The organism is Streptomyces sp. NPDC058691, assembly GCF_042714775.1.
Lineage (GTDB): Bacteria > Actinomycetota > Actinomycetes > Streptomycetales > Streptomycetaceae > Actinacidiphila.
On the sequence record NZ_JBHXSO010000100.1, the window covers coordinates 1 to 17809 of the forward strand.

General features: G+C 70.8%; 15 protein-coding genes and 1 tRNA gene. 11 read left to right on the forward strand and 5 right to left on the reverse strand.

The window, feature by feature from the left end; translation table 11 throughout:
* The coding region (locus tag ACFWVC_RS36985) for a CoA transferase (protein ID WP_384298262.1) at nucleotides 1–278 on the reverse strand (278 nt) is incomplete at its 3' end.
* A gap of 186 nt (nucleotides 279–464) precedes the next feature.
* Here ACFWVC_RS36985 and sucC point away from each other — a divergent pair.
* From sucC to ACFWVC_RS37005, 4 genes are all read left to right on the forward strand, one after another.
* The gene (sucC, locus tag ACFWVC_RS36990; RefSeq protein WP_384298265.1) at nucleotides 465–1604 is read left to right on the forward strand and encodes an ADP-forming succinate--CoA ligase subunit beta; all 1140 of its coding nucleotides are present in this window, start codon (nucleotides 465–467) and stop codon (nucleotides 1602–1604) included.
* 5 nt (nucleotides 1605–1609) lie between these two features.
* Complete coding sequence (gene sucD / locus ACFWVC_RS36995; protein ID WP_384298268.1) at nucleotides 1610–2482, forward strand: succinate--CoA ligase subunit alpha; 873 nt, start codon at nucleotides 1610–1612, stop codon at nucleotides 2480–2482.
* Entirely contained in the window at nucleotides 2482–2901 is a 420-nt protein-coding gene (locus tag ACFWVC_RS37000) for a carbonic anhydrase (protein ID WP_384298271.1), read from the forward strand. The genes sucD and ACFWVC_RS37000 overlap by 1 nt, the downstream gene beginning before the upstream one ends.
* A 183-nt stretch (nucleotides 2902–3084) precedes the next feature.
* Nucleotides 3085–3172 (forward strand) — tRNA-Leu (locus tag ACFWVC_RS37005).
* 151 nt (nucleotides 3173–3323) lie between these two features.
* On the opposite strand, the gene ACFWVC_RS37010 is transcribed toward ACFWVC_RS37005, so the two are convergent.
* The 4 genes from ACFWVC_RS37010 to ACFWVC_RS37025 all read right to left on the reverse strand — a co-directional run bounded on the left by ACFWVC_RS37010 (nucleotide 3324) and on the right by ACFWVC_RS37025 (nucleotide 6380).
* Nucleotides 3324–3890: an HdeD family acid-resistance protein gene (locus tag ACFWVC_RS37010; RefSeq protein ID WP_384298274.1), complete on the reverse strand. Its 567-nt coding sequence runs from the start codon at nucleotides 3888–3890 to the stop codon at nucleotides 3324–3326.
* 178 nt (nucleotides 3891–4068) lie between these two features.
* Nucleotides 4069–4479: an STAS domain-containing protein gene (locus ACFWVC_RS37015; RefSeq protein ID WP_384298277.1), complete on the reverse strand. Its 411-nt coding sequence runs from the start codon at nucleotides 4477–4479 to the stop codon at nucleotides 4069–4071.
* Between the two features lie 264 nt (nucleotides 4480–4743).
* Nucleotides 4744–5742 carry a 3-hydroxyacyl-CoA dehydrogenase NAD-binding domain-containing protein gene (locus tag ACFWVC_RS37020; RefSeq protein WP_384298280.1) on the reverse strand — a complete coding sequence of 333 codons (999 nt, stop codon included), beginning with the start codon at nucleotides 5740–5742 and terminating at the stop codon, nucleotides 4744–4746.
* 86 nt (nucleotides 5743–5828) lie between these two features.
* A complete protein-coding gene (locus tag ACFWVC_RS37025) occupies nucleotides 5829–6380 on the reverse strand; it encodes an HdeD family acid-resistance protein (RefSeq protein WP_384298283.1) in 552 nt (183 codons plus the stop codon).
* A 339-nt stretch (nucleotides 6381–6719) separates the two neighbouring features.
* Between ACFWVC_RS37025 and ACFWVC_RS37030 the strand changes: the two genes are divergently transcribed.
* From ACFWVC_RS37030 to ACFWVC_RS37060, 7 genes are all read left to right on the forward strand, one after another.
* Nucleotides 6720–9242, forward strand: a complete 2523-nt coding sequence (locus ACFWVC_RS37030; protein ID WP_384298287.1) for a YbhN family protein — start codon at nucleotides 6720–6722, stop codon at nucleotides 9240–9242.
* 151 nt (nucleotides 9243–9393) lie between these two features.
* Nucleotides 9394–12159: an AAA family ATPase gene (locus ACFWVC_RS37035; RefSeq protein ID WP_384298290.1), complete on the forward strand. Its 2766-nt coding sequence runs from the start codon at nucleotides 9394–9396 to the stop codon at nucleotides 12157–12159.
* A 36-nt stretch (nucleotides 12160–12195) separates the two neighbouring features.
* On the forward strand, nucleotides 12196–14844 hold the full coding sequence (locus tag ACFWVC_RS37040) for an ATP-binding protein (protein ID WP_384298293.1): 2649 nt from the start codon (nucleotides 12196–12198) through the stop codon (nucleotides 14842–14844).
* Between the two features lie 94 nt (nucleotides 14845–14938).
* On the forward strand, nucleotides 14939–15967 hold the full coding sequence (locus tag ACFWVC_RS37045) for a LysR family transcriptional regulator (protein WP_384298296.1): 1029 nt from the start codon (nucleotides 14939–14941) through the stop codon (nucleotides 15965–15967).
* A gap of 112 nt (nucleotides 15968–16079) precedes the next feature.
* Nucleotides 16080–16733: a BON domain-containing protein gene (locus ACFWVC_RS37050; RefSeq protein ID WP_384298300.1), complete on the forward strand. Its 654-nt coding sequence runs from the start codon at nucleotides 16080–16082 to the stop codon at nucleotides 16731–16733.
* Between the two features lie 111 nt (nucleotides 16734–16844).
* Nucleotides 16845–17108 (forward strand): hypothetical protein, encoded by a 264-nt coding sequence (locus ACFWVC_RS37055; protein ID WP_384298303.1) that lies wholly within the window; start codon nucleotides 16845–16847, stop codon nucleotides 17106–17108.
* A 102-nt stretch (nucleotides 17109–17210) separates the two neighbouring features.
* Nucleotides 17211–17681, forward strand: a complete 471-nt coding sequence (locus ACFWVC_RS37060; protein ID WP_384298306.1) for an SsgA family sporulation/cell division regulator — start codon at nucleotides 17211–17213, stop codon at nucleotides 17679–17681.
* The last annotated feature ends 128 nt before the right edge of the window (nucleotides 17682–17809 follow it).

Consider the following 17809-nt stretch of genomic DNA (forward strand, 5'->3'; position numbering starts at 1 on the left):
AGCTCGGTCAGGATCTCCTTGCCCCGCGGTGACTTCGTGTTCAGCGTGATGCTCCGCTTGTTGGAGTTGAGCATCGTGAAGTAGAGGCTGTCGGCATCGGGCACATCCCGCAGCTGACCCCGGGTGATGTCACCACCGGGCGCCTCCAGCTTCACCACGTCCGCACCCAGCCACGCCAGCAACTGCGTCGCCGACGGACCCGACTGCACATGCGTCATGTCCAGCACGCGAACACCGTCAAGAGCCCTGCTCGCAGGTGCGGAGTTGCCCTCGTTCATGGCGAGTTGGGGTCCTTCCGTTCGGGGCCGGTGCCTGGTCGTTCGTGTGATTCCGTTCAGGAGTCTGTACATTGCATACAGCCGACGAATACTGTATGCAGACGTTTATCCCTCATCGGCAAGCCGGTGTCCAGAGGTGTGCACCGGATTCTCCGCCGACTCCAGTCAGGGCAGGTGCGTTTGACGATGGATCTGTTCGAGTACCAAGCACGGGAGCTCTTCGCAGGTCACGGCGTCCCCGTGCTCGATTCCGCCGTAGTGGCCGATCCTGCGGCGGCCCGCGCGGCGGCCGAGCGCCTGGGCGGACGCGTCGTGGTGAAGGCCCAGGTCAAGACAGGCGGCCGGGGCAAGGCGGGCGGGGTGAGACTGGCCTCCGACCCCACGGACGCGGAGGCCAAGGCCCGCGCGATCCTCGGCATGGACATCAAGGGGCACACCGTCGGCACGGTCATGCTCACCGAGACCGCCGACATCCAGGACGAGTTCTACGTCGCCTACCTGCTCGACCGCGCGGAGCGCACGTTCCTCGCCATGGCCTCGGCCGAAGGCGGCATGGACATCGAGGAGGTCGCCGCGACCCGGCCCGGGGCCCTGGCCCGCATCCCCGTCGACGCCGACGAGGGCGTCACCGAGGAGAAGGCGCGCGAGATCGCCGCCGCCGGCGGCCTGCCGGACGAGGCCGTACCCGTCCTGGTGGCGCTGTGGGAGGTCTTCACCGAGGAGGACGCCCTCCTCGTCGAGGTCAACCCGCTGGTACGGACCGAGGACGGCCGCATCCTCGCCCTCGACGGCAAGGTGTCGCTCGACGCCAACGCCCGCTTCCGCCACCCCGCCCACGCCGCCTACGAGACCCCCGGCGAGGGCGACCCGCTGGAGGCCGCCGCCCGCGCCAAGGGCCTCAACTACGTCAAGCTCGACGGCTCGGTCGGCGTCATCGGCAACGGCGCGGGCCTCGTCATGAGCACCCTCGACGTGGTCGCCCACCACGGCGGCGCCCCCGCCAACTTCCTCGACATCGGCGGCGGCGCCTCCGCCCAGGTCATGGCCGACGGCCTCGGCGTCATCCTCTCCGACCCCGACGTCACCTCGGTCCTCGTCAACGTCTTCGGCGGCATCACCGCCTGCGACGCCGTCGCCGACGGCATCGTGCGGGCCCTCGGGCTCGTCGACCTCACCAAGCCCCTCGTCGTGCGCCTCGACGGCAACAACGCCGAGCGCGGCCGGGCCATCCTCGACGCCGCCGCGCCGTCGCTGGGGCCCCTCGTACAGCAGCTGGACACCATGGACGGCGCGGCCGCGCGGGCCGCCGCGCCCGCAAGGAGCTGATCGCGATGGCCATCTTCCTCGACCGCAACAGCAAGGTGATCGTCCAGGGCATGACCGGCTCGGAGGGCATGAAGCACACCCGGCGCATGCTCGCCTCGGGCACCGACGTCGTCGGCGGCGTCAACCCGCGCAAGGCCGGCACCCACGTGGAGTTCGACGGGCGCATCGTCCCGGTCTTCGGGTCGGTCAAGGAGGCGATCGGCGCCACGGGCGCGGACGTCAGCGTCGTCTTCGTCCCGCCGCCCTTCGTCCGCGCCGCCGTCGACGAGGCGGCCGACGCGGGGACCCCCCTGGTCGTCGTCATCACCGAGGGCGTTCCCGTCCACGACACCGTCGCCTTCCGGGCCCGCGCCACCGCCGCCGGGACCCGCGTCATCGGCCCCAACTGCCCCGGTCTGATCAGCCCCGGACAGTCCAACGCGGGCATCATCCCGGCCGACATCACCACGGCCGGACGCATCGGACTCGTCTCCAAGTCCGGCACCCTCACCTACCAGCTGATGTACGAGCTGCGCGACCTCGGCTTCTCCACCGCCGTCGGCATCGGAGGCGACCCCGTGATCGGCACCACGCACATCGACTGCCTGCGCGCCTTCCAGGACGACCCCGACACCGACCTCATCGTGATGATCGGCGAGATCGGCGGCGACGCCGAGGAGCGGGCCGCCTCCTACATCTCCCGTCTCGTCACCAAGCCCGTCGTCGGCTATGTCGCGGGCTTCACCGCCCCCGAGGGCAGGACCATGGGCCACGCCGGCGCCATCGTCTCCGGCTCCGCCGGCACCGCCCGGGCCAAGAAGGAGGCCCTGGAGGCGGCGGGTGTCGCCGTCGGCAGCACGCCCTCGGAGACCGCGCTCCTCGTCCGCGGGCTGCTGTGATGACCGGCACCGAGGAGCTCCTCATCCGCCGTCACGATGTCGGGGCCGCCCTGGTCCCGCTCGACCCGAGGAAGCGCGATCCCCAGACCCGGGTCGCCATCGTCGCCTGCATGGACGCCCGGCTCGGCGTCGAGACCATGTTCGGTCTGCGTCCGGGCGACGCCGATGTCATCCGCAACGCGGGAGGCTGTGTCACCGACGACACACTCCGCTCGCTCCGGCTGAGCCAGCTGCGAGGGGGCACCCGCGAGATCGTGCTGGTCCACCACGAGGACTGCCCGGCCTTGAGCGACCCGGACGAGGACCTGCGGGCGTGCATGACCCGCCTCGGCGACAACGCGGAACTGCCCCACACCGAGGCGGTGCGGGGATTCCTCTACACACGCGGTGGCGCCCTGCGCGAGATCCGTCCGGCGTGAGCCCTGACGCCCACGGCCTCCGGCACCGTACGCCCCCCGGCCCACGCCGGAGGCGTACGGTGCCGCGGTCCCGCGCCGCCGCGCACACCCCGCCGGCCCAGGGGATACGCAGGTGAAACCCACTCCGAATCCTTGGTATCGTTGTCCAGGTCGCCGCGGGGATGCCCCGCGGTCGGACACCCGGTCCGGGTGGCGGAATGGCAGACGCGCTAGCTTGAGGTGCTAGTGCCCTTTATCGGGCGTGGGGGTTCAAGTCCCCCCTCGGACACCAGATCAATCCGATGGATTACCCACTGAGACCCCTGTTGATCAGGGGTTTTTTGCTTTCCGGAACTGTGCCGTGACCGGCCGTGCGACCAGTACGCCCGTATGGGCCGGGGTCCACCGACCCCGGCCCGTACGAAAGTGTGACTGCGTGCCGCTCAGGCGGTGACCGGCGTGGAGTGGCTCGCGCCGCCACGACGGCGGCGCTCCTCGAACGAGGCGAAGAGCGCGGAGACGCCGTAGACCATGCTGAACAGTCCGAAGACGCTGGCGAGGGAGACCGCTCCGATGTCCGGACGGACGAACAGCACGAACGCGAGCACGACCGACACCAGGCCGGTCAGGATGAACAGAGCCCGCTCGCCGGCCTTCTCGCCGCGCTGGAAGGCCAGGGCGATCTCCATGGCGCCGGTCGCGAGTGCCCACGCGGCGACGCAGATCGTGAGTGCCAGAGCCGTGATGCCGGGCCACGCCAGGGCGATCACGCCGGCCGCGACCGAGAACAGGGCGAGCAGCAGCCAGCCGAGGACGGGGCCCACCTTGTCGCTGGCGAAGGCGCGGGTACCGTCCGTCACGGCACTCATGAACGCGTAGACGGCGAAGAGGACGACGAAGGCGCCGACGGTGATGCCGGGCCAGGTGACGGAGACTACGCCGATGACGACGGCCAGCAGACCGCGCCAGAGCAGTGCGTTGGGCGAACTGAGCATGGTGACCTTCCACATGTGAGGGATCCGCCTCGCGATTGACCACGAAGGGGGGATGCATGGTGCGCTGCCCGGCCTCGCCTGAGGCCATGGCGTTCGCCATGAAGGCTAGATTCGTGGTTTCCCCGTTGTGATCGGTCATCCGACCGCTTCCGCTACTTCACCGCCGACTCGCCCCGGTGAAACGACGGGTTCGCTACAGCGTCGCGTGGACGCAGTGCCGCAGGCCTGGGGTCGTGTCCCAGCCCAGGATGTGCATCACCTTGCGCGCGAGAGGCGGCGTGGCGTGCAGCAGCAGACAACGGCCCTCGCGGCTGAGATTCTTCGCGACGGTCGTCATCGTGCGGATTCCGGCGACGTCGATGAACGTGACGCCTGACAGATCGACGTGCAGATCGGCCCGCCCGAACCGGACCGCCTCGTCCAGGGTCGTGGCCAGCAGACCCCGGGTGCAGAGGTCGATCTCCCCTTCGAACCGCAGGCCGGCCGGGCTGAACGTCCGCACGACCCGCAGTAGCGCCGCCTCATCCCGTAGCAGGCGTTCGAGGGTCGGAGCGGCCGCGGGGGCGGCGGCGGAATACCGACGCGGCGGTTGGAGATCGGTCATGGAAGTCCCGTTCGTGCTTGTTGAGAGCGCACCACCCGGGGGCTGCCTCAGGTGAGCCATCCACCGAGAAGGCGCGGAACGATAAGAGCACTATGTCGAACGGTTGTCGGCCGAGGCTTCCGCAAAATGACTGATCGTCGTACTATCCGCGGGCTCCTCGGCGCGTGCCGCGCGGACGGGGACGATCACCAGTGAGCGCATGCCGTGCCCATGGACCGCCCGCGTCCGCGCGGGATCATGATCGAGCCGGATTCCCGGCGTGGGTCACGCTTCGGACGCGTCCCGCTGCTGTGCGGGCTCGCCGGTGGCGGCGGACGGCTCGGACACGGCCTGCAGCACCTTGATCTGTGCCTTGTCGCGCGCGGCCTCCAGTTCCTCGATGCTCGCGCCGAACTGCGCTTGTCCGGAGAGGAGCCTGACCGTCGCCTCGTCGAACACCGGCGCGCCGAGGTCCCGCCAGAGGCCTTCGAGGCCGGGGCCGAGGTGCTCGAGGAAGTGCGGCAGGCCGCCGGTGCCGCCACCGAGGTGGAAGCTGCGGAAGGGGCCGGCGACGGCCCAGCGCAGTCCCACGGAGGAGGTCACGATGCCGTCGAGTTCCGATTCGGTCACCACGCCCTCCACGACGAGGTTGACGGCCTCGCGGAACAGCGCGGCCTGCAGCCGGTTGGCCACGAATCCGGGTACCTCCTTGCGGAGCACCTGCGGCTTCTTGCCGAGCGCCGTGTAGAAGGCGACGGCGCGCTCGACCACTTCCCGGTCGGTCTTCTCGCCCGGAACGACCTCCACCAGCGGGATGAGGTGCGGCGGGTTGAAGGGGTGCCCGATGACGAGCCGTTCGGGCTGCTTCAGCGCCTGTGCGATGTCGGTGGCGCGAATGCCCGAGGTGGAGCTGAGCAGCAGGGCGTCGGGACGTGCGGCCCCCTCGATCCGGGCGAAGAGGTCCTGCTTGACGTCGAGGCGTTCGGGGCCGTTCTCCTGCACGACGTCCGCGTCCGCGACCGCCTTGCCGAGGTCGGCCTCGAAGCGCAGGTTGCGTTCGAGGTCGGCGGTGGGGAGGCCGAGCGCGTGCAGGGTGGGAACGGCCTGCCGCAGCTGTTCGTGCACCAGCTGCTCCACGCCGGGCATGGGGTCGGTGACGGTGACGGTCAGGCCCTTGGCGAGGAACAGGGCGGTCCACGAGGAACCGATCACCCCGGCTCCGACCACGGTGACGCGCCGATAGGCGTCCAGGGTGCCGGGGGCGGCGACGTGCGTGTCGTTCATGATGACTCTTCCTGGGAATGCGGCCGGCGGAGTTCGCCGGCCGGGGTCGTTGTGGACGCGGGTCGGGGTGCCAGTGGTGCACGGCCTCAGCTGCGCGCCGACTGCGCTCCGCCGATGTCGTTCACGAGGCTGCGCTCCTGGAGGGACGCGACGGTGCCCGCGGTGCCGTGGAAGATGCAGAACAGCCCGAAGGTGGTGGCCAGGGAGACCGCGCCCATGTCCGGCTGGGCGAAGAACACGAAGGCGAGCGCGACCGACATGAGGCCGGTCAGCACGAACAGCACGCGCTCGCCCGGCAGTTCCCCGCGCGGGAAGGCCAGGGCGATCTCCATGGCACCCGTTCCCAGCGCCCACGCGCCGAGCCACATCGTCACGGCGAGCGCGGTGATGGCGGGCCACGCCGACGCGACCGCGCCGGCCACGACCGACAGCAGGGCGAGCATCAGCCGGCCGTGGACCGGGCCCAGCCGGCCGCTGCTGAAGGCTCGTGCGATGTCCAACGCCGCGCCCATGAACGCGTAGACCGCGAACAGGGCGACGAACGCACCGATGGTGATGCCGGGCCATGCCTCGGCGACCACTCCGACGGCGACCGTCAGCAGGCTGCGACACAGCAGCGCGTCGGACGAGCTGAGCATGGGGTCTCCGTGGGTGAGGGGCGTCTCGTGACCGACGGGAAGCGGGGAGAGATCTGGCATGCGCACCGGTGCCCCGACCTTGCGCGAGATCGTCCTCTCCACAGCGCACGCTAGGGGTGGCCGGCCCGTACGGTGATCGGTCATCCGACTGCGGCCGGTACCTCATCACGTCGCTCCGCGGGTGAAGGGCCGGCGGCGGTCGCGGAGGTCGCGGCGGACCGTTGCATGATGCGATGCAGTCATCTGACGCATGCGCGGGTCATGTCCCGGCGGGATCATCGGTGCCGCCCGAACGGGTTGCCGCAGCCATGGCCTTCGGCCGGTCGACGAGGAGCCGAAGTGATCAAAGAGGTCGAGAGCGGTGGCTTCCACCTGGCTTCGGACGCCGTCGGCATGCCGGAAGGGTCTTCGGCACCAGTGATCGATGTTCCGCCGCGGCGGACCGTCCGCAGGGCGGCCGATCTGTGGCGGTTGCTGGTGTCCCTGGCCGCGTTGGTCGTGACCGTGCTGCTGGCGGTCGCGACGCGCGATTTCTCCCGTACCGTGCAGCAGGGACTGGTCATCACGGCGACCGCGCTGCCGCCGGGCCTGCGGGACGGTCTCGTGGGGACGGTGCAGGTGGTCGCCGCGCTCGCGCCGATCGCCGCGCTGACGGTGTGGTCCGTACGGAGGCGGCTCGACCCGGTCCTGCGCGTGGTGCCCGCGGCGGCGCTGGGCGCGCTGGCCGCGTGGTCGCTCACGCACCTGGCGTTGGTGCGCAGCAGACCCGACGCGTGGCCGGAGGTGCTGGCCGGCCGGGACGGTCTGGTACGAGCGGGCTGGCCGTCGGCCGTGTACCTGGCGGTCTGTGTGGCGGCGGTCGTCGCGGCGGGCCCGTGGCTCGGATCGCGCTGGCGGCGGGCGCTGTGGTCGCTGACGGCCGCGTGTGCTCTGTTCAGCGTCGTCGCCGCCGCGATCGTGCCGCTGGACGCCGTCGCCGCGTTCGCCGTGGGTGGCGCGGCCGGGTCGGCGGTGCTGCTGCTGGCCGGCGCGCCGGCCGACCGCCCGGCGGCGCGTGCGGTGGGCGATGCCCTCGTCGCCTCCGGAATCCCGGTCGCCACCCTGCGCGAGCTGCCGTGGGATGAGCAGAATCCCCGGGAGGGGACCCTCTTCCGGGCCGAGACCACCGCCGGTTCCCGGCTGGCGGTACGGGTACTCGCCGCCGAGGACCACAACCGTGATCTGTTCCACCGGTTCGCCCGGCGGGCGCTTCTGCGCCACGCGGCCGACGCGACCGCCCAGTCACCGCTCGCGGCAGCCGAGCACGAACTGCTCATGCTTGTCTTCGCGGCACGCACCGGGGCCCGGGTCGACGAACCCGTGATGGCGTATCCGGTGGCCGGAGGCGGCGCGCTGGTGACGACCGTGGACAAGGACGCCCGTGCGCTGTCCGCGTTGGCGGACGAGGAGATGACCGACCAGGTCCTCATCGGGGTGTGGAAGTCCGTGGCCCGCCTCCAGGAGCACCGGCTGGGACACCGGGCACTGCGCCCGGAGCACGTCCTCGTCGAACCCGGGGGTGAGAGCCGGCTCTCGGCGTTCGCGCGGGCCCAGCTCAATGCCCCGCCCGCCGTGCTCGGCAGCGACGTCGCCGAGCTGCTGGCCACGACCGCGGTGCGGGTCGGCCCCCGGCGCGCCACCGCGTGCGCACTGGCCGGCCTGGGACCGGACCTGCTCGGGACGGCCCTGCCCTACCTGCAGCCGCTCGCGCTGATGGGCCCCGCGCGACGCGCGGTCGCCCGGTACGACCAGGACCGCGCACGGGAGGCCCGGAAGAGCGCCGGGCGGCGGACTCTGCGCGCCGGCGGTCGCCCGAATCTGCTGAAAGATCTCGCCGCCGAGGTCGAAACGGCGGGTGGCGCGCCTTCGGTTCGGCTCGCGCACCTGGCGCGCTTCACGTGGAAGAGCGCCCTGGGCCTGGCGGGCGCGTTTCTGGTCCTCCATCTCGTGCTCCCGCAGTTGGCGAACGCTCCGGCGGCTGCCGACGCGCTGGCCGAGGCGAATTGGTGGTGGGTGTTGGCGGTGGTGCCCGTCACCTTCGTCTCGCAGGCGTTCTCGACGGGGCTGCAATGGGGCACCATCCCGGACAGGCTGACGTTCGGCCCCACGTACGAGGTGCAGTTCGCCTCTTCGTTCCTGAACCGGATCACTCCGGGCAATGTCGGCGGAATGGCACTCAATCTGCGCTACTTGCAGAAGGCGGGGATCGAGACGGGGGCCGCCACGGCTTCCGTGGGGCTGCAGAGTCTGGCCGGTGCGATCTCCAACGCCGTCGTCGCCGCCGTCTTCTTCGCCCTGGCGGGGCGGAGCCACACCGCGGTGGCCCCGGATCTGCCCCCGGGCCGGACTGTGCTGTGGGGCATCGCCCTGACGCTCGCGGCCGGGGGCCTGCTGGTCCTCACCCCGCCCGGCCGTCGCTTCCTGCGCGACATGGTGTGGCCCTTCCTGCGCGCGGCCGGCTCGACCGTCGCCGGGATCGCGTCCCAGCCGGCCAAGGTCGTCGTGGGTGTGACCGCTGCGCTCGGCCTGCCCCTCATCCAGGTCGTCGGCCTGGCCCTGAGCCTCCACGCGCTGGGCGGTGACCTGCCCGTCATCCAGGTCGGGGCCGCGTACATGGCGGCCCGTCTGATCGCCGGCGCGGCCCCGGTGCCGGGCGGTCTGGGCGCGCTGGAGGCCGGACTCATCGCCGGTCTGACCACGCTCGGCGTGGCGGCCGGGGCGGCCACGTCGGCGGTGCTCGTCTACCGGTTGCTCACGTTCTGGCTGAACGTCCCGCTGGGCGCCCCGGCGCTCGGCGTGGCGGAGCGGCGCGGCTACGTCTGACGGGTGCGTCGCATGCCCCCTGTATCGTGGTATTTTGTATCGTTTCATGCTTGGCAGTCATGGAGACAGTCACATGGCTCATGCTGCGCTCCCGCGGTTTCCCTATGATCCCGCTGAAAAGACACGGAGCACCGGAAGACTGAGGTGAGGCGTGGACGGGGCCGGGCTTCTTGGCCGCGACGAGCAGTTGAGGGTCCTCCAGGAACTCATGGGGAGGCTGCCGGGTTCCGGTGGCGTCGTGACGCTGCAGGGCGGCCCCGGCGTAGGCAAGACCGCGCTGTTGCGGGCGGCGGCCGAAGGTGCCCGCACGGCGGGATGGCAGATGCTGGAGGTCGCCGGGCGCTTCGACGACACACCTTTCAGCGGTCTGCGCGAGTTGCTTCGGCCGGTGATCGACACGGCGGACGCCCTGCCTCCGGGGCAGGGCGAGATCCTGCGGGCGGCGCTCGAGACCGGTTCCGTGTCACCGCAGGAGACCTTCAAGGTCACCCTGGCCGCATTCAACCTGATCACCATGAGGGCGGCCGAGCAGCCCGTGGTGCTGATCGTCGACGACGTGCAGTGGCTCGACAGGCCCACCCGGGACGTGCTGGCGTTCATAGCGCGCAGGGCGAGCGGCAACCCGATCGTCATGGTCGCGGCACTCCGCAGGGGACGGACCCTGCCGGAGGTGCCGGTGCTGGAGGTGCCGGTGCTGGACGAGCCCTCGGCGCGAAGCCTGCTGGCCCGTCATGCGGCCAAGGTGCCTGCCTGTGTTCGGGAGCTGATACTCGCGGAGGCGCTCGGCAACCCGCTCGCGCTGGTCGAACTCCCCGCGGCATGGCGCCCGGCGGGACCATCGGGTTCGTGGGCCCATCTGCCGGTGAACTCCGCCCTGACGAGGGCGTTCGCGAGCGGGCTCAGCGAGCTGCCGGCTCCGGCCCGGGACGCCCTGCTGGTCGCGGCCGTCGACCATGTCGGCGACCTGTCGGAGATCCTGGCCGCCGCCTCCGTCCTGGCGGGGCGTGCTGTCACGGTGGACGTCCTCGACGGCGCGGTCGCGGCCTCGTTGACGCGACTCGACAGGACGATGCTGCGCTTCCCTCATCCCGTCGTCCGATTCGCCGTATTGGACGCGGAGACCCCGGCCCGCCGGCAGGCCGCCCACGCCGCGATGGCGCAGGTCCTGGCCGGACAGCCGGACCGGCGCACCTGGCACCGCGCCCAGTCCGTCGACGGCCCCGACGACGAGATCGCGGACGAACTGGCGGATGCGCAGGCTTCCTTGCTCCGGCGTCACGGAGTCGTCCCGGCCATCTGGGCGCTCGAGCGATCGGCGCAGCTCACCACGGACCCGGCCACTCGGGGACACCGGTTGCTGCAGGCGGCCGAGCATGCGTACGGTCTCGGCCGCACACGCTTGGCCCGATACCTGATCGACGAGGCGGAACGTCTGGAACTCCGCGACGCCGACCGGGCGAAGGCCTGGTGGTTGCGGGACGTCTCGGACGTGGACCCGCGGCCAGGTGAGACCCGGACGGGCGTGCCGGATATCGCCGAGCTGTCGGCGGGCGATCCCGATCTGGCCCTCGACCTGCTGCTGAGCTCGGCGATCCGTGCTCACAGGACCGGTGCCGGCGCAGTTCCGCGGGCCGCCGTCGTCGCGGCCGCCGAACGCCTGACGGACACGGGCGACCCACGCCACATCGCGGCTCTGGCGCTGGCCGAACCCGTGCTCCGCGGCCGGGTGCTGTTCGACCGGCTGTCTTCGAACGAGACGGCGTGGTACTTCCCCGACGCCGATGGCCTACGGCTGTCCGGCATGGCCGCGCACGCGATCGGCGATCCGGTCCGCGCGGTCGACCTGCTCAGCCGAGCGGAGACCATTCTTCGCGCGCAGGGCCGACTCGGTCTGCTGTCGGAGACACTCCTCACCGAAGCCTCCGACCGGCTGCTGCTCGGGGACTGGCCGCGGGCCGGCCATGTCACCGAAGAAGCACGCCGGATCCTCGCCGAGACCGGGCAGCCGGCCGTGATCGCCTCGCTCACCGGCACGGACGCGGTCGCCGCCGCATTGCGCGGGCAACCCGAGCGCGCGGTGGAACTGGCCGAGACCGTGGCGGCGGCATGGCAGCGTGCCGACCTCGTCCCGACGCTACGGCTGGCCCGGGGCATGGCGCGGCTGGGTGAGGGGCGGTACGCCGAGGCGTACCAGGAGTTGAAGCCGCTCCTCGACCAGTCGCACGAGGACCTGCGGTGGCAGGGCTTCGCCGCGGTGATGCCCTTAGTCATGGCTGCGGATCGCGGCAGCAGCCGTTACGAGGCCGCGCGCATACTCGCGGTCCTGGAGGAAGCGGCACGCGTGACTCCCGCCCCGCTGCTGCATGTTCAGCTGCCGTACGCGCGAGCGGTTCTCGCCGCCGACGCGGTGGCCGAGGAACTGTACATGATCGCCTTGGGCCAGGACCTGGCCCGCTGGCCGCTGGTCAGGGCGCGGACGGAGTACGCGTACGGACAGTGGCTGCGCCGCCATCGGCAGGCCGCCCGTTCGCGCGCGATGCTGCTCTCGGCGCGGACCGCTTTCGAGTTCATCGGAGCCTCCGACTGGGCGGCCCGCGGCGCAGGCCCAACGGCCGACAGCCCGCTTCCGTCCGTCAAGGAGCTGCTCTCACCCCAGGAGACACTGATCGCCAGGCTGGCCGCCGAAGGCCTCTCCAACCGGGAGATAGCGGGACGGCTGCATCTGTCGCATCGTACGATCGCGGCACATCTGTACCGGGCCTTCCCCAAGCTCGGAATCACCTCGCGCAGTGAGCTGGTGCCACTGCTGAAGCTGCTGGAACCGGCCGCGAGCGGTGCCGCCACCGGCGTTCGCCGCACTGCCGCAGGTGTCGAAGGAATCCGTCAAACGACGCAAGCCGCCGAGGGGGTGGAGTGATTAGCGTGGCCGTACGGGGAGTTCAGGAGGGATTCCATGGGTATGGCGATGCTGGTCGGAAGAGAGCGGGAGGTCGCCGCTCTGGCGAGTCTCATCGAACGGAGGCCGCCGCGGGGTGCGGTGCTGCTGATGCTCGGGGACCCGGGTATCGGCAAGTCGTCGCTGCTGCATGAGGCGGAGTCCAGGGGACGGGCCCGGAGTCTCCGGGTACTCCGGCTGGCCGGTGTCGAGTGCGAGGCGGCGTTTCCGTTCGCAGGACTGCACCAGATGGTCGGTCCGGTGCTCGATCACCTTTCACCGCTTCCGCAGCACGAGAGGGAGGCGTTGTTGACGGCGTTCGGCCTGGCCGAGGGGCCGCCGCCGGATCCGTTCCTGATCAATCTGGCGGTCGTGGATCTGCTGGCGGCCGTAGCGGACGACGGGCCGGTGCTGGTCCTGGCCGACGACGTGCAGTGGCTGGACGCGCAGTCGCATGAGGCGCTGACGTTCGTCGCGCGGCGCGTGGCGGGACCCGTGGTGATCATCGCCGTAATGCGCCGCGGCCATACGGGCCCGTTCCTCCAGGCAGGCTTTCCGGTCCTGACCGTCGGGGGCGTGGACGACGACGCGGCTGCGCAGATCCTGTCGGCTCATGCTCCCGCCCTTTCTCCGGCCGAGCGGCGGCGCATCCAGCGGGAGGCGCTGGGCAATCCGCTGGCGCTGCGCGAATTGCCGATCGCGATGGCGGCCGCGCCCTCCACCGCTCTGCGCCCGCTGACCCTGTCCGACCGGCTGGAGAACGCGTTCGCGGGGCGGGGTGCCGAACTGCCCTCGGCGACCCGTGACGCGTTGCTCGTCGCGGCCGTCGACCCGGCGGACAGCCTCGCCGAGATCCTCCTCGGAACCTCGTCACTGCGCGGCGAGCCGGTCACTGCCGAGGTGTTCGACCCCGCGCAGGCGGTAGGACTGGTGAGCGTGGAAGGGGACCGGGTCGCCTTCCTCCACCCGCTGATGCGTTCGGGAATCCTGCAGGCCGAAAGCCTGGCCCGGCGGCAGTCGGCCCACCGGGCGCTGGCGGACACCCTGGACGATGTGTACCGGCGGACCTGGCACCGCGCGCAGTCCATCGTGGGTCCCGACGACCCGATCGCCGACGCTCTCGAGGCCAATGCCGCGCAGGCGCTGAGCCGGGGCGCGGTGTTCTCGGCGATCGATGATCTCGAACGGTCGGCGGAGCTGACGAGTTGCTCGGCGCTGCGCGGACACCGGCTGGTGATGGCCGCCGGGCACGCCTTCGGCATGGGCCGGGACGACATGGTCCAGTCTTTGCTGCAGTCGGCTGACCGGACCGACCTGACCGACCTGGACCGAGCACGCATGGAATGGCTCGGCGAGATGTTCGACCACGCGCCCGAGGGTGCTGCGCGGGTCAACGAGTTGTGCGACCTCGCCGTTCGGTCCGCGCCTGCCGATCCCGATCTGGCGCTCGACATCCTCATGGCGGCTGCCTTGCGATGTTGGTGGGCCGACACCGGGTCGGCCGCCCGGGCGCGTGTGGTCGCGTGCGTTGACAGGCTGCCCGAGACGGCGGGCGATCCGCGCCACCTCGCTGCCCTGTCGGGGGTGGAACCGGTGCTGCGCGCCCGGCAGATCATCGAGGCACTGACCCGGACGCCTTGGGGCGACGATGGGGACGCACTGCTGGTCCTGGGCCTGGCCGCGCACGCGGTGGGGCACATGACCCTGGCGGCCGAGTTCGTGGACCGCTCCGAGGTGACATTGCGTCGGCAGGGCCGGCTGGGACTTCTTTCGCAGGTGTTGGCCACGCAGTCGTGGACGCACGTGCTGCTCGGGGACCTGGTGCGGGCGGCCGACATGGCCGAGGAGGCGAGGCGGCTGGCAGCGGAGACGGGCCAGCCGGCGTGGGCAACCGCGACGCAGGTGGCCGATGTCCTTCTGCATGCGCTCGCCGGTGATACGCAGGAGGTACTGCGGCGGGTCACCGATGCCGAACTGCACGAGACCCGCGGCCGGAACTTGATTCTGTCGGTGCTCCAACTCGCCCGTGGACTGGTGTCATTGACGGCAGGGCGGAACCGGGACGCCTACCGGACGTTGCGGGCGTTGTTCGATCCCGCCGATCCCGTCTTCCACCAGCGGAACAGTTTCGCGAGCCTGATGTTCCTCGCGGACGCGGCCGTGCGTGCCGGGCACCGGGAGGAAGCCCACGATTTGGTGGTGGAGCTTGAGGTGATCGCACGGGTGACGCCGTCGGAGCTTCTGCATGTCCAACTCTCCTACGCCCGTGCGGTCCTGGCCCCCGACGGGGACGCCGAGGACTTCTACCTGGCGGCGCTGCGGCAGGATCTGTCCAGGTGGCCCTATGCCCGCGCGAAGCTCGATCTGGCGTACGGCTCCTGGCTGCGCCGCCAGGGCCGGGTCCCTTTGGCGCGGTCGCTGCTGACCTCGGCGCAGTCCACCTTCGACCGGATCGGCGCGCTCCCGGGAGGTGACGAGGCACGACTGGAACTGCGGGCGACGGGCGCCCTGATCGACTGGCCCGAGTCGTCCGCCGAGCGGTGGAGGAAGATCACCGAGCTGTCCGATCTACGGCTTCCGGACGACGAGATCGCCGAGCGGCTCGGCCTGCAAGGGGCGGTTGTGACGATGTACCGAGGCAGGACACGGCCCGGCACCCCCCGGTGAGGACATCACGGCAGTCGGATGACTCAAGCCCGGCAACGGGAATCCCGGCACCATGGCATGAGTCCGCTTCTCTCGAGTGGCCGGATGGGACTGCATGGAAAAAGCCGGGAACGGATCGATCCCCTCGCTCGGTTCGGGGAATTCGGCACCCCAGGGTGTCGAACTGCGCCATCTGCGCTATTTCGTGGCGGTGGCGGAAGCGGGAACCTTCACGCAGGCCGCGGAGCGAATGTACGTCGGGCAGCCGACACTAAGTCAGCAGATCCGGCGCCTTGAGGAATTCGTCGGCACGCCTTTGTTGCAGCGCCGGCGTGAAGGAGTTCGGCTGACCGAAGCCGGCACCATATTGCTGGAGGAGTCCCGGGCCGTTCTCTCCATGGTCGATCACGGCGTCAGCAGGACCCGGCAGGCGGCGGGGCTGGGCCGGTCGCGCCTGCGTTTCGTCGTCCAGCCGCAGTTGCCGCCCACGCTCGCCGCGGAGACCGTCTCGCGGCTGCGCTCCGCCGCCCCAGAGGTGGACGTGACCTGGTCGGAGAGGGCGCTGGACGCGGACTTCTCCTCGATCCTCCAGCGGCGGGCCGACGCCGCCCTGGGCTGGCTGAGCCCGGCGAACTGCACGCTGCCGGACCCCCTCGACGTGATGGACATCGCGTCCTTCGAACCCGATGTCTGGATTCCGGCACGGCACCCGGCGGCGGTGAAGGGAGGCGTCGGCCTGGACGAACTCGCCCGCATGCACGTCATCCACGGTCCCCGTCACGCCGACCCCGGCACGTACGAGGCATGGCGCTCGGTGCTGCGGACGAGCACCCCGTCCTTCGACTTCACCGACCCGCCGTTCTGGCAGTCGCTGCCCATGACACTGGCCTTCGCCGCGACCGGGAGCCGGCCGAGCGCCGTCCTGACGGGGCCGTGCCGTCCCGTGGGGATCGATCCGCAGCCGACGGCGGACGCGGGCCGGCACGATTTGGTGCCCGTTCGCGTCGAGCGGTCCCCGCTGACCGCCACCGCCGGTCTGGTGTGGAGCGCGGAGCTCTCCCGTGAATTGCAGCAGGTACTTTTCGAAACCGCCGAGGATATCGCTGCCTTGATCGCTGCCCCGCCGATGTCGCGCAATCCATAGCGCGGACCGATACCAGAATCGTCCGCATCGCTTTTACTCGCACCGGGGTTCTGCGGTGGACTGCCGGCAGAGCGGAAATACGCCGCTCACACCGGAACGGAAGGATCCCCTGATGAGCAAGACCAAGGACATTCGCGAGTCGGTCGAGGCGGAACTCATCTTCGACCCGCTGGTGGACGCGACGGACATCACCGTTCACAACCTGAGCGGTGAAGTGCGGATCACCGGCACCGTCCCGAGCTACCTGCAGTACCTGGAGGCCGCCGCCGCCGCGCGTCGGGTGGCCGGCGTCACCAAGGTCCACAACAACCTGGAAGTGGTTCTGCCGGCCGCGCACGAGCGCGACGACGAGACCCTCGCCGCCGTGGCGAACAACGCGCTGCTGATGAACATCGCCGTGCCGCTCGGTGTCGAGGCTTCCGCCTCCAACGGCAACCTGACGCTGACCGGCGTTGTCCGGTACGGCTCGGAGCGGCAGGCGGCGGAGCAGGCGGTGTCCGCACTCACGGGCGTCCGCGGCATCAAGAACAAGATCGGGATCTCCGATGACGCCGACCCGGTCGACGTCACCGTGCTGGTGTCCGACGCGCTGGACCGCAACGCGCTGATCCTCGACGACAGCGAGGTGGACGTCACCACCAATGGGAACACGGTCGTCCTCACCGGCCATGTCCGCACGTGGGCGGAGCACGACGCCGTGATCGGGGCGGCCTGGATGGCCCGAGGCGTCTACGACGTCCGCGACGACCTCTTCATCACCGGCTGACACCGGCCGCGTCAGGAGCTTGATGACGGCCGCTTCGCCGAGAGACCCGAGGGACCGGCCTGCTCCTCCTTCTCAGGACCACCCGCACCACACGGAGATGAAAAGCACCCCATGCACGACGGAGCTCGATTCACGAAGAAGCGCACCGGCAGGTTCCTCGAGCCGGCCGCCGAACTCGAAGACCTGCTGCGGGACGCCCTCGCGATGGTCGCCGGGACGAAGGCGGCGTCCGCCGAGGCGCCTTCCCACCACCACCGGTCCCGTGGCACTTCGCGCCACAGACTGGCACGTTCCGCGGGCCACCTGTGCGGCTACGCACTGCTCGGCTACATCGTCGTCCACCAGCGGCGGAGCCTGAAGAACCCGGCCATCTGACCAGGTTTCCGGCTGCCCGGCGCGGCACGCGGGGCACACCCGCACGCCGCGCCGGGCTCCCCTCACCCGCCCCGGCGCAGATCAGTACAGAAAGGGAAGCGCATGGCCCGCTCGCACAACGAACCCGGCGGCAACGTACGTGACGAAGAACAGGACTGCGAGGAGCTCTCCCTCACGATGTGGCGGCACGTGTCCCTGCACGAGTCACTGCCGATCCATGCCAGCTTCCGCTACGACCGCGCCCGGCCCCTGGAGGTGCGCGTCGCGTTCTCCAACGACGCCGGCGGCACCGTCGTGTGGGTGCTCTCGCGCGACCTGCTGCTGGAGGGGCTGCACCGGCCCAGTGGTCGCGGTGACGTGCGCATCTGGCCGCCGTGCCGGACCCATGGCGGGGACAGCCTCTGGATGCTTCTCCAGGGACCGGCCGGCATGGCACTCCTGGCGGGCCCTGTCGACGTCCTGGGCGCCTGGCTCGAAGAGACGCTCCGAGCCGTTCCCGCCGGTACGGAAGGCCTCTCGATGGACTGGGACGAGGACTTCGCGCGTGTCCGCGAACAGCGGCACCGCTGCTGATCGTTGACCGTCCAGCGGTGCCCGGCGAGGTGTGACGCCGCCCAGGCTGCCGGGCTCCCGCTCGACTACGGACTGCTGCGCCGCACCCGGATCGTCCCCGGCACCGCCCTGGGCGTCGAGGTCGACGC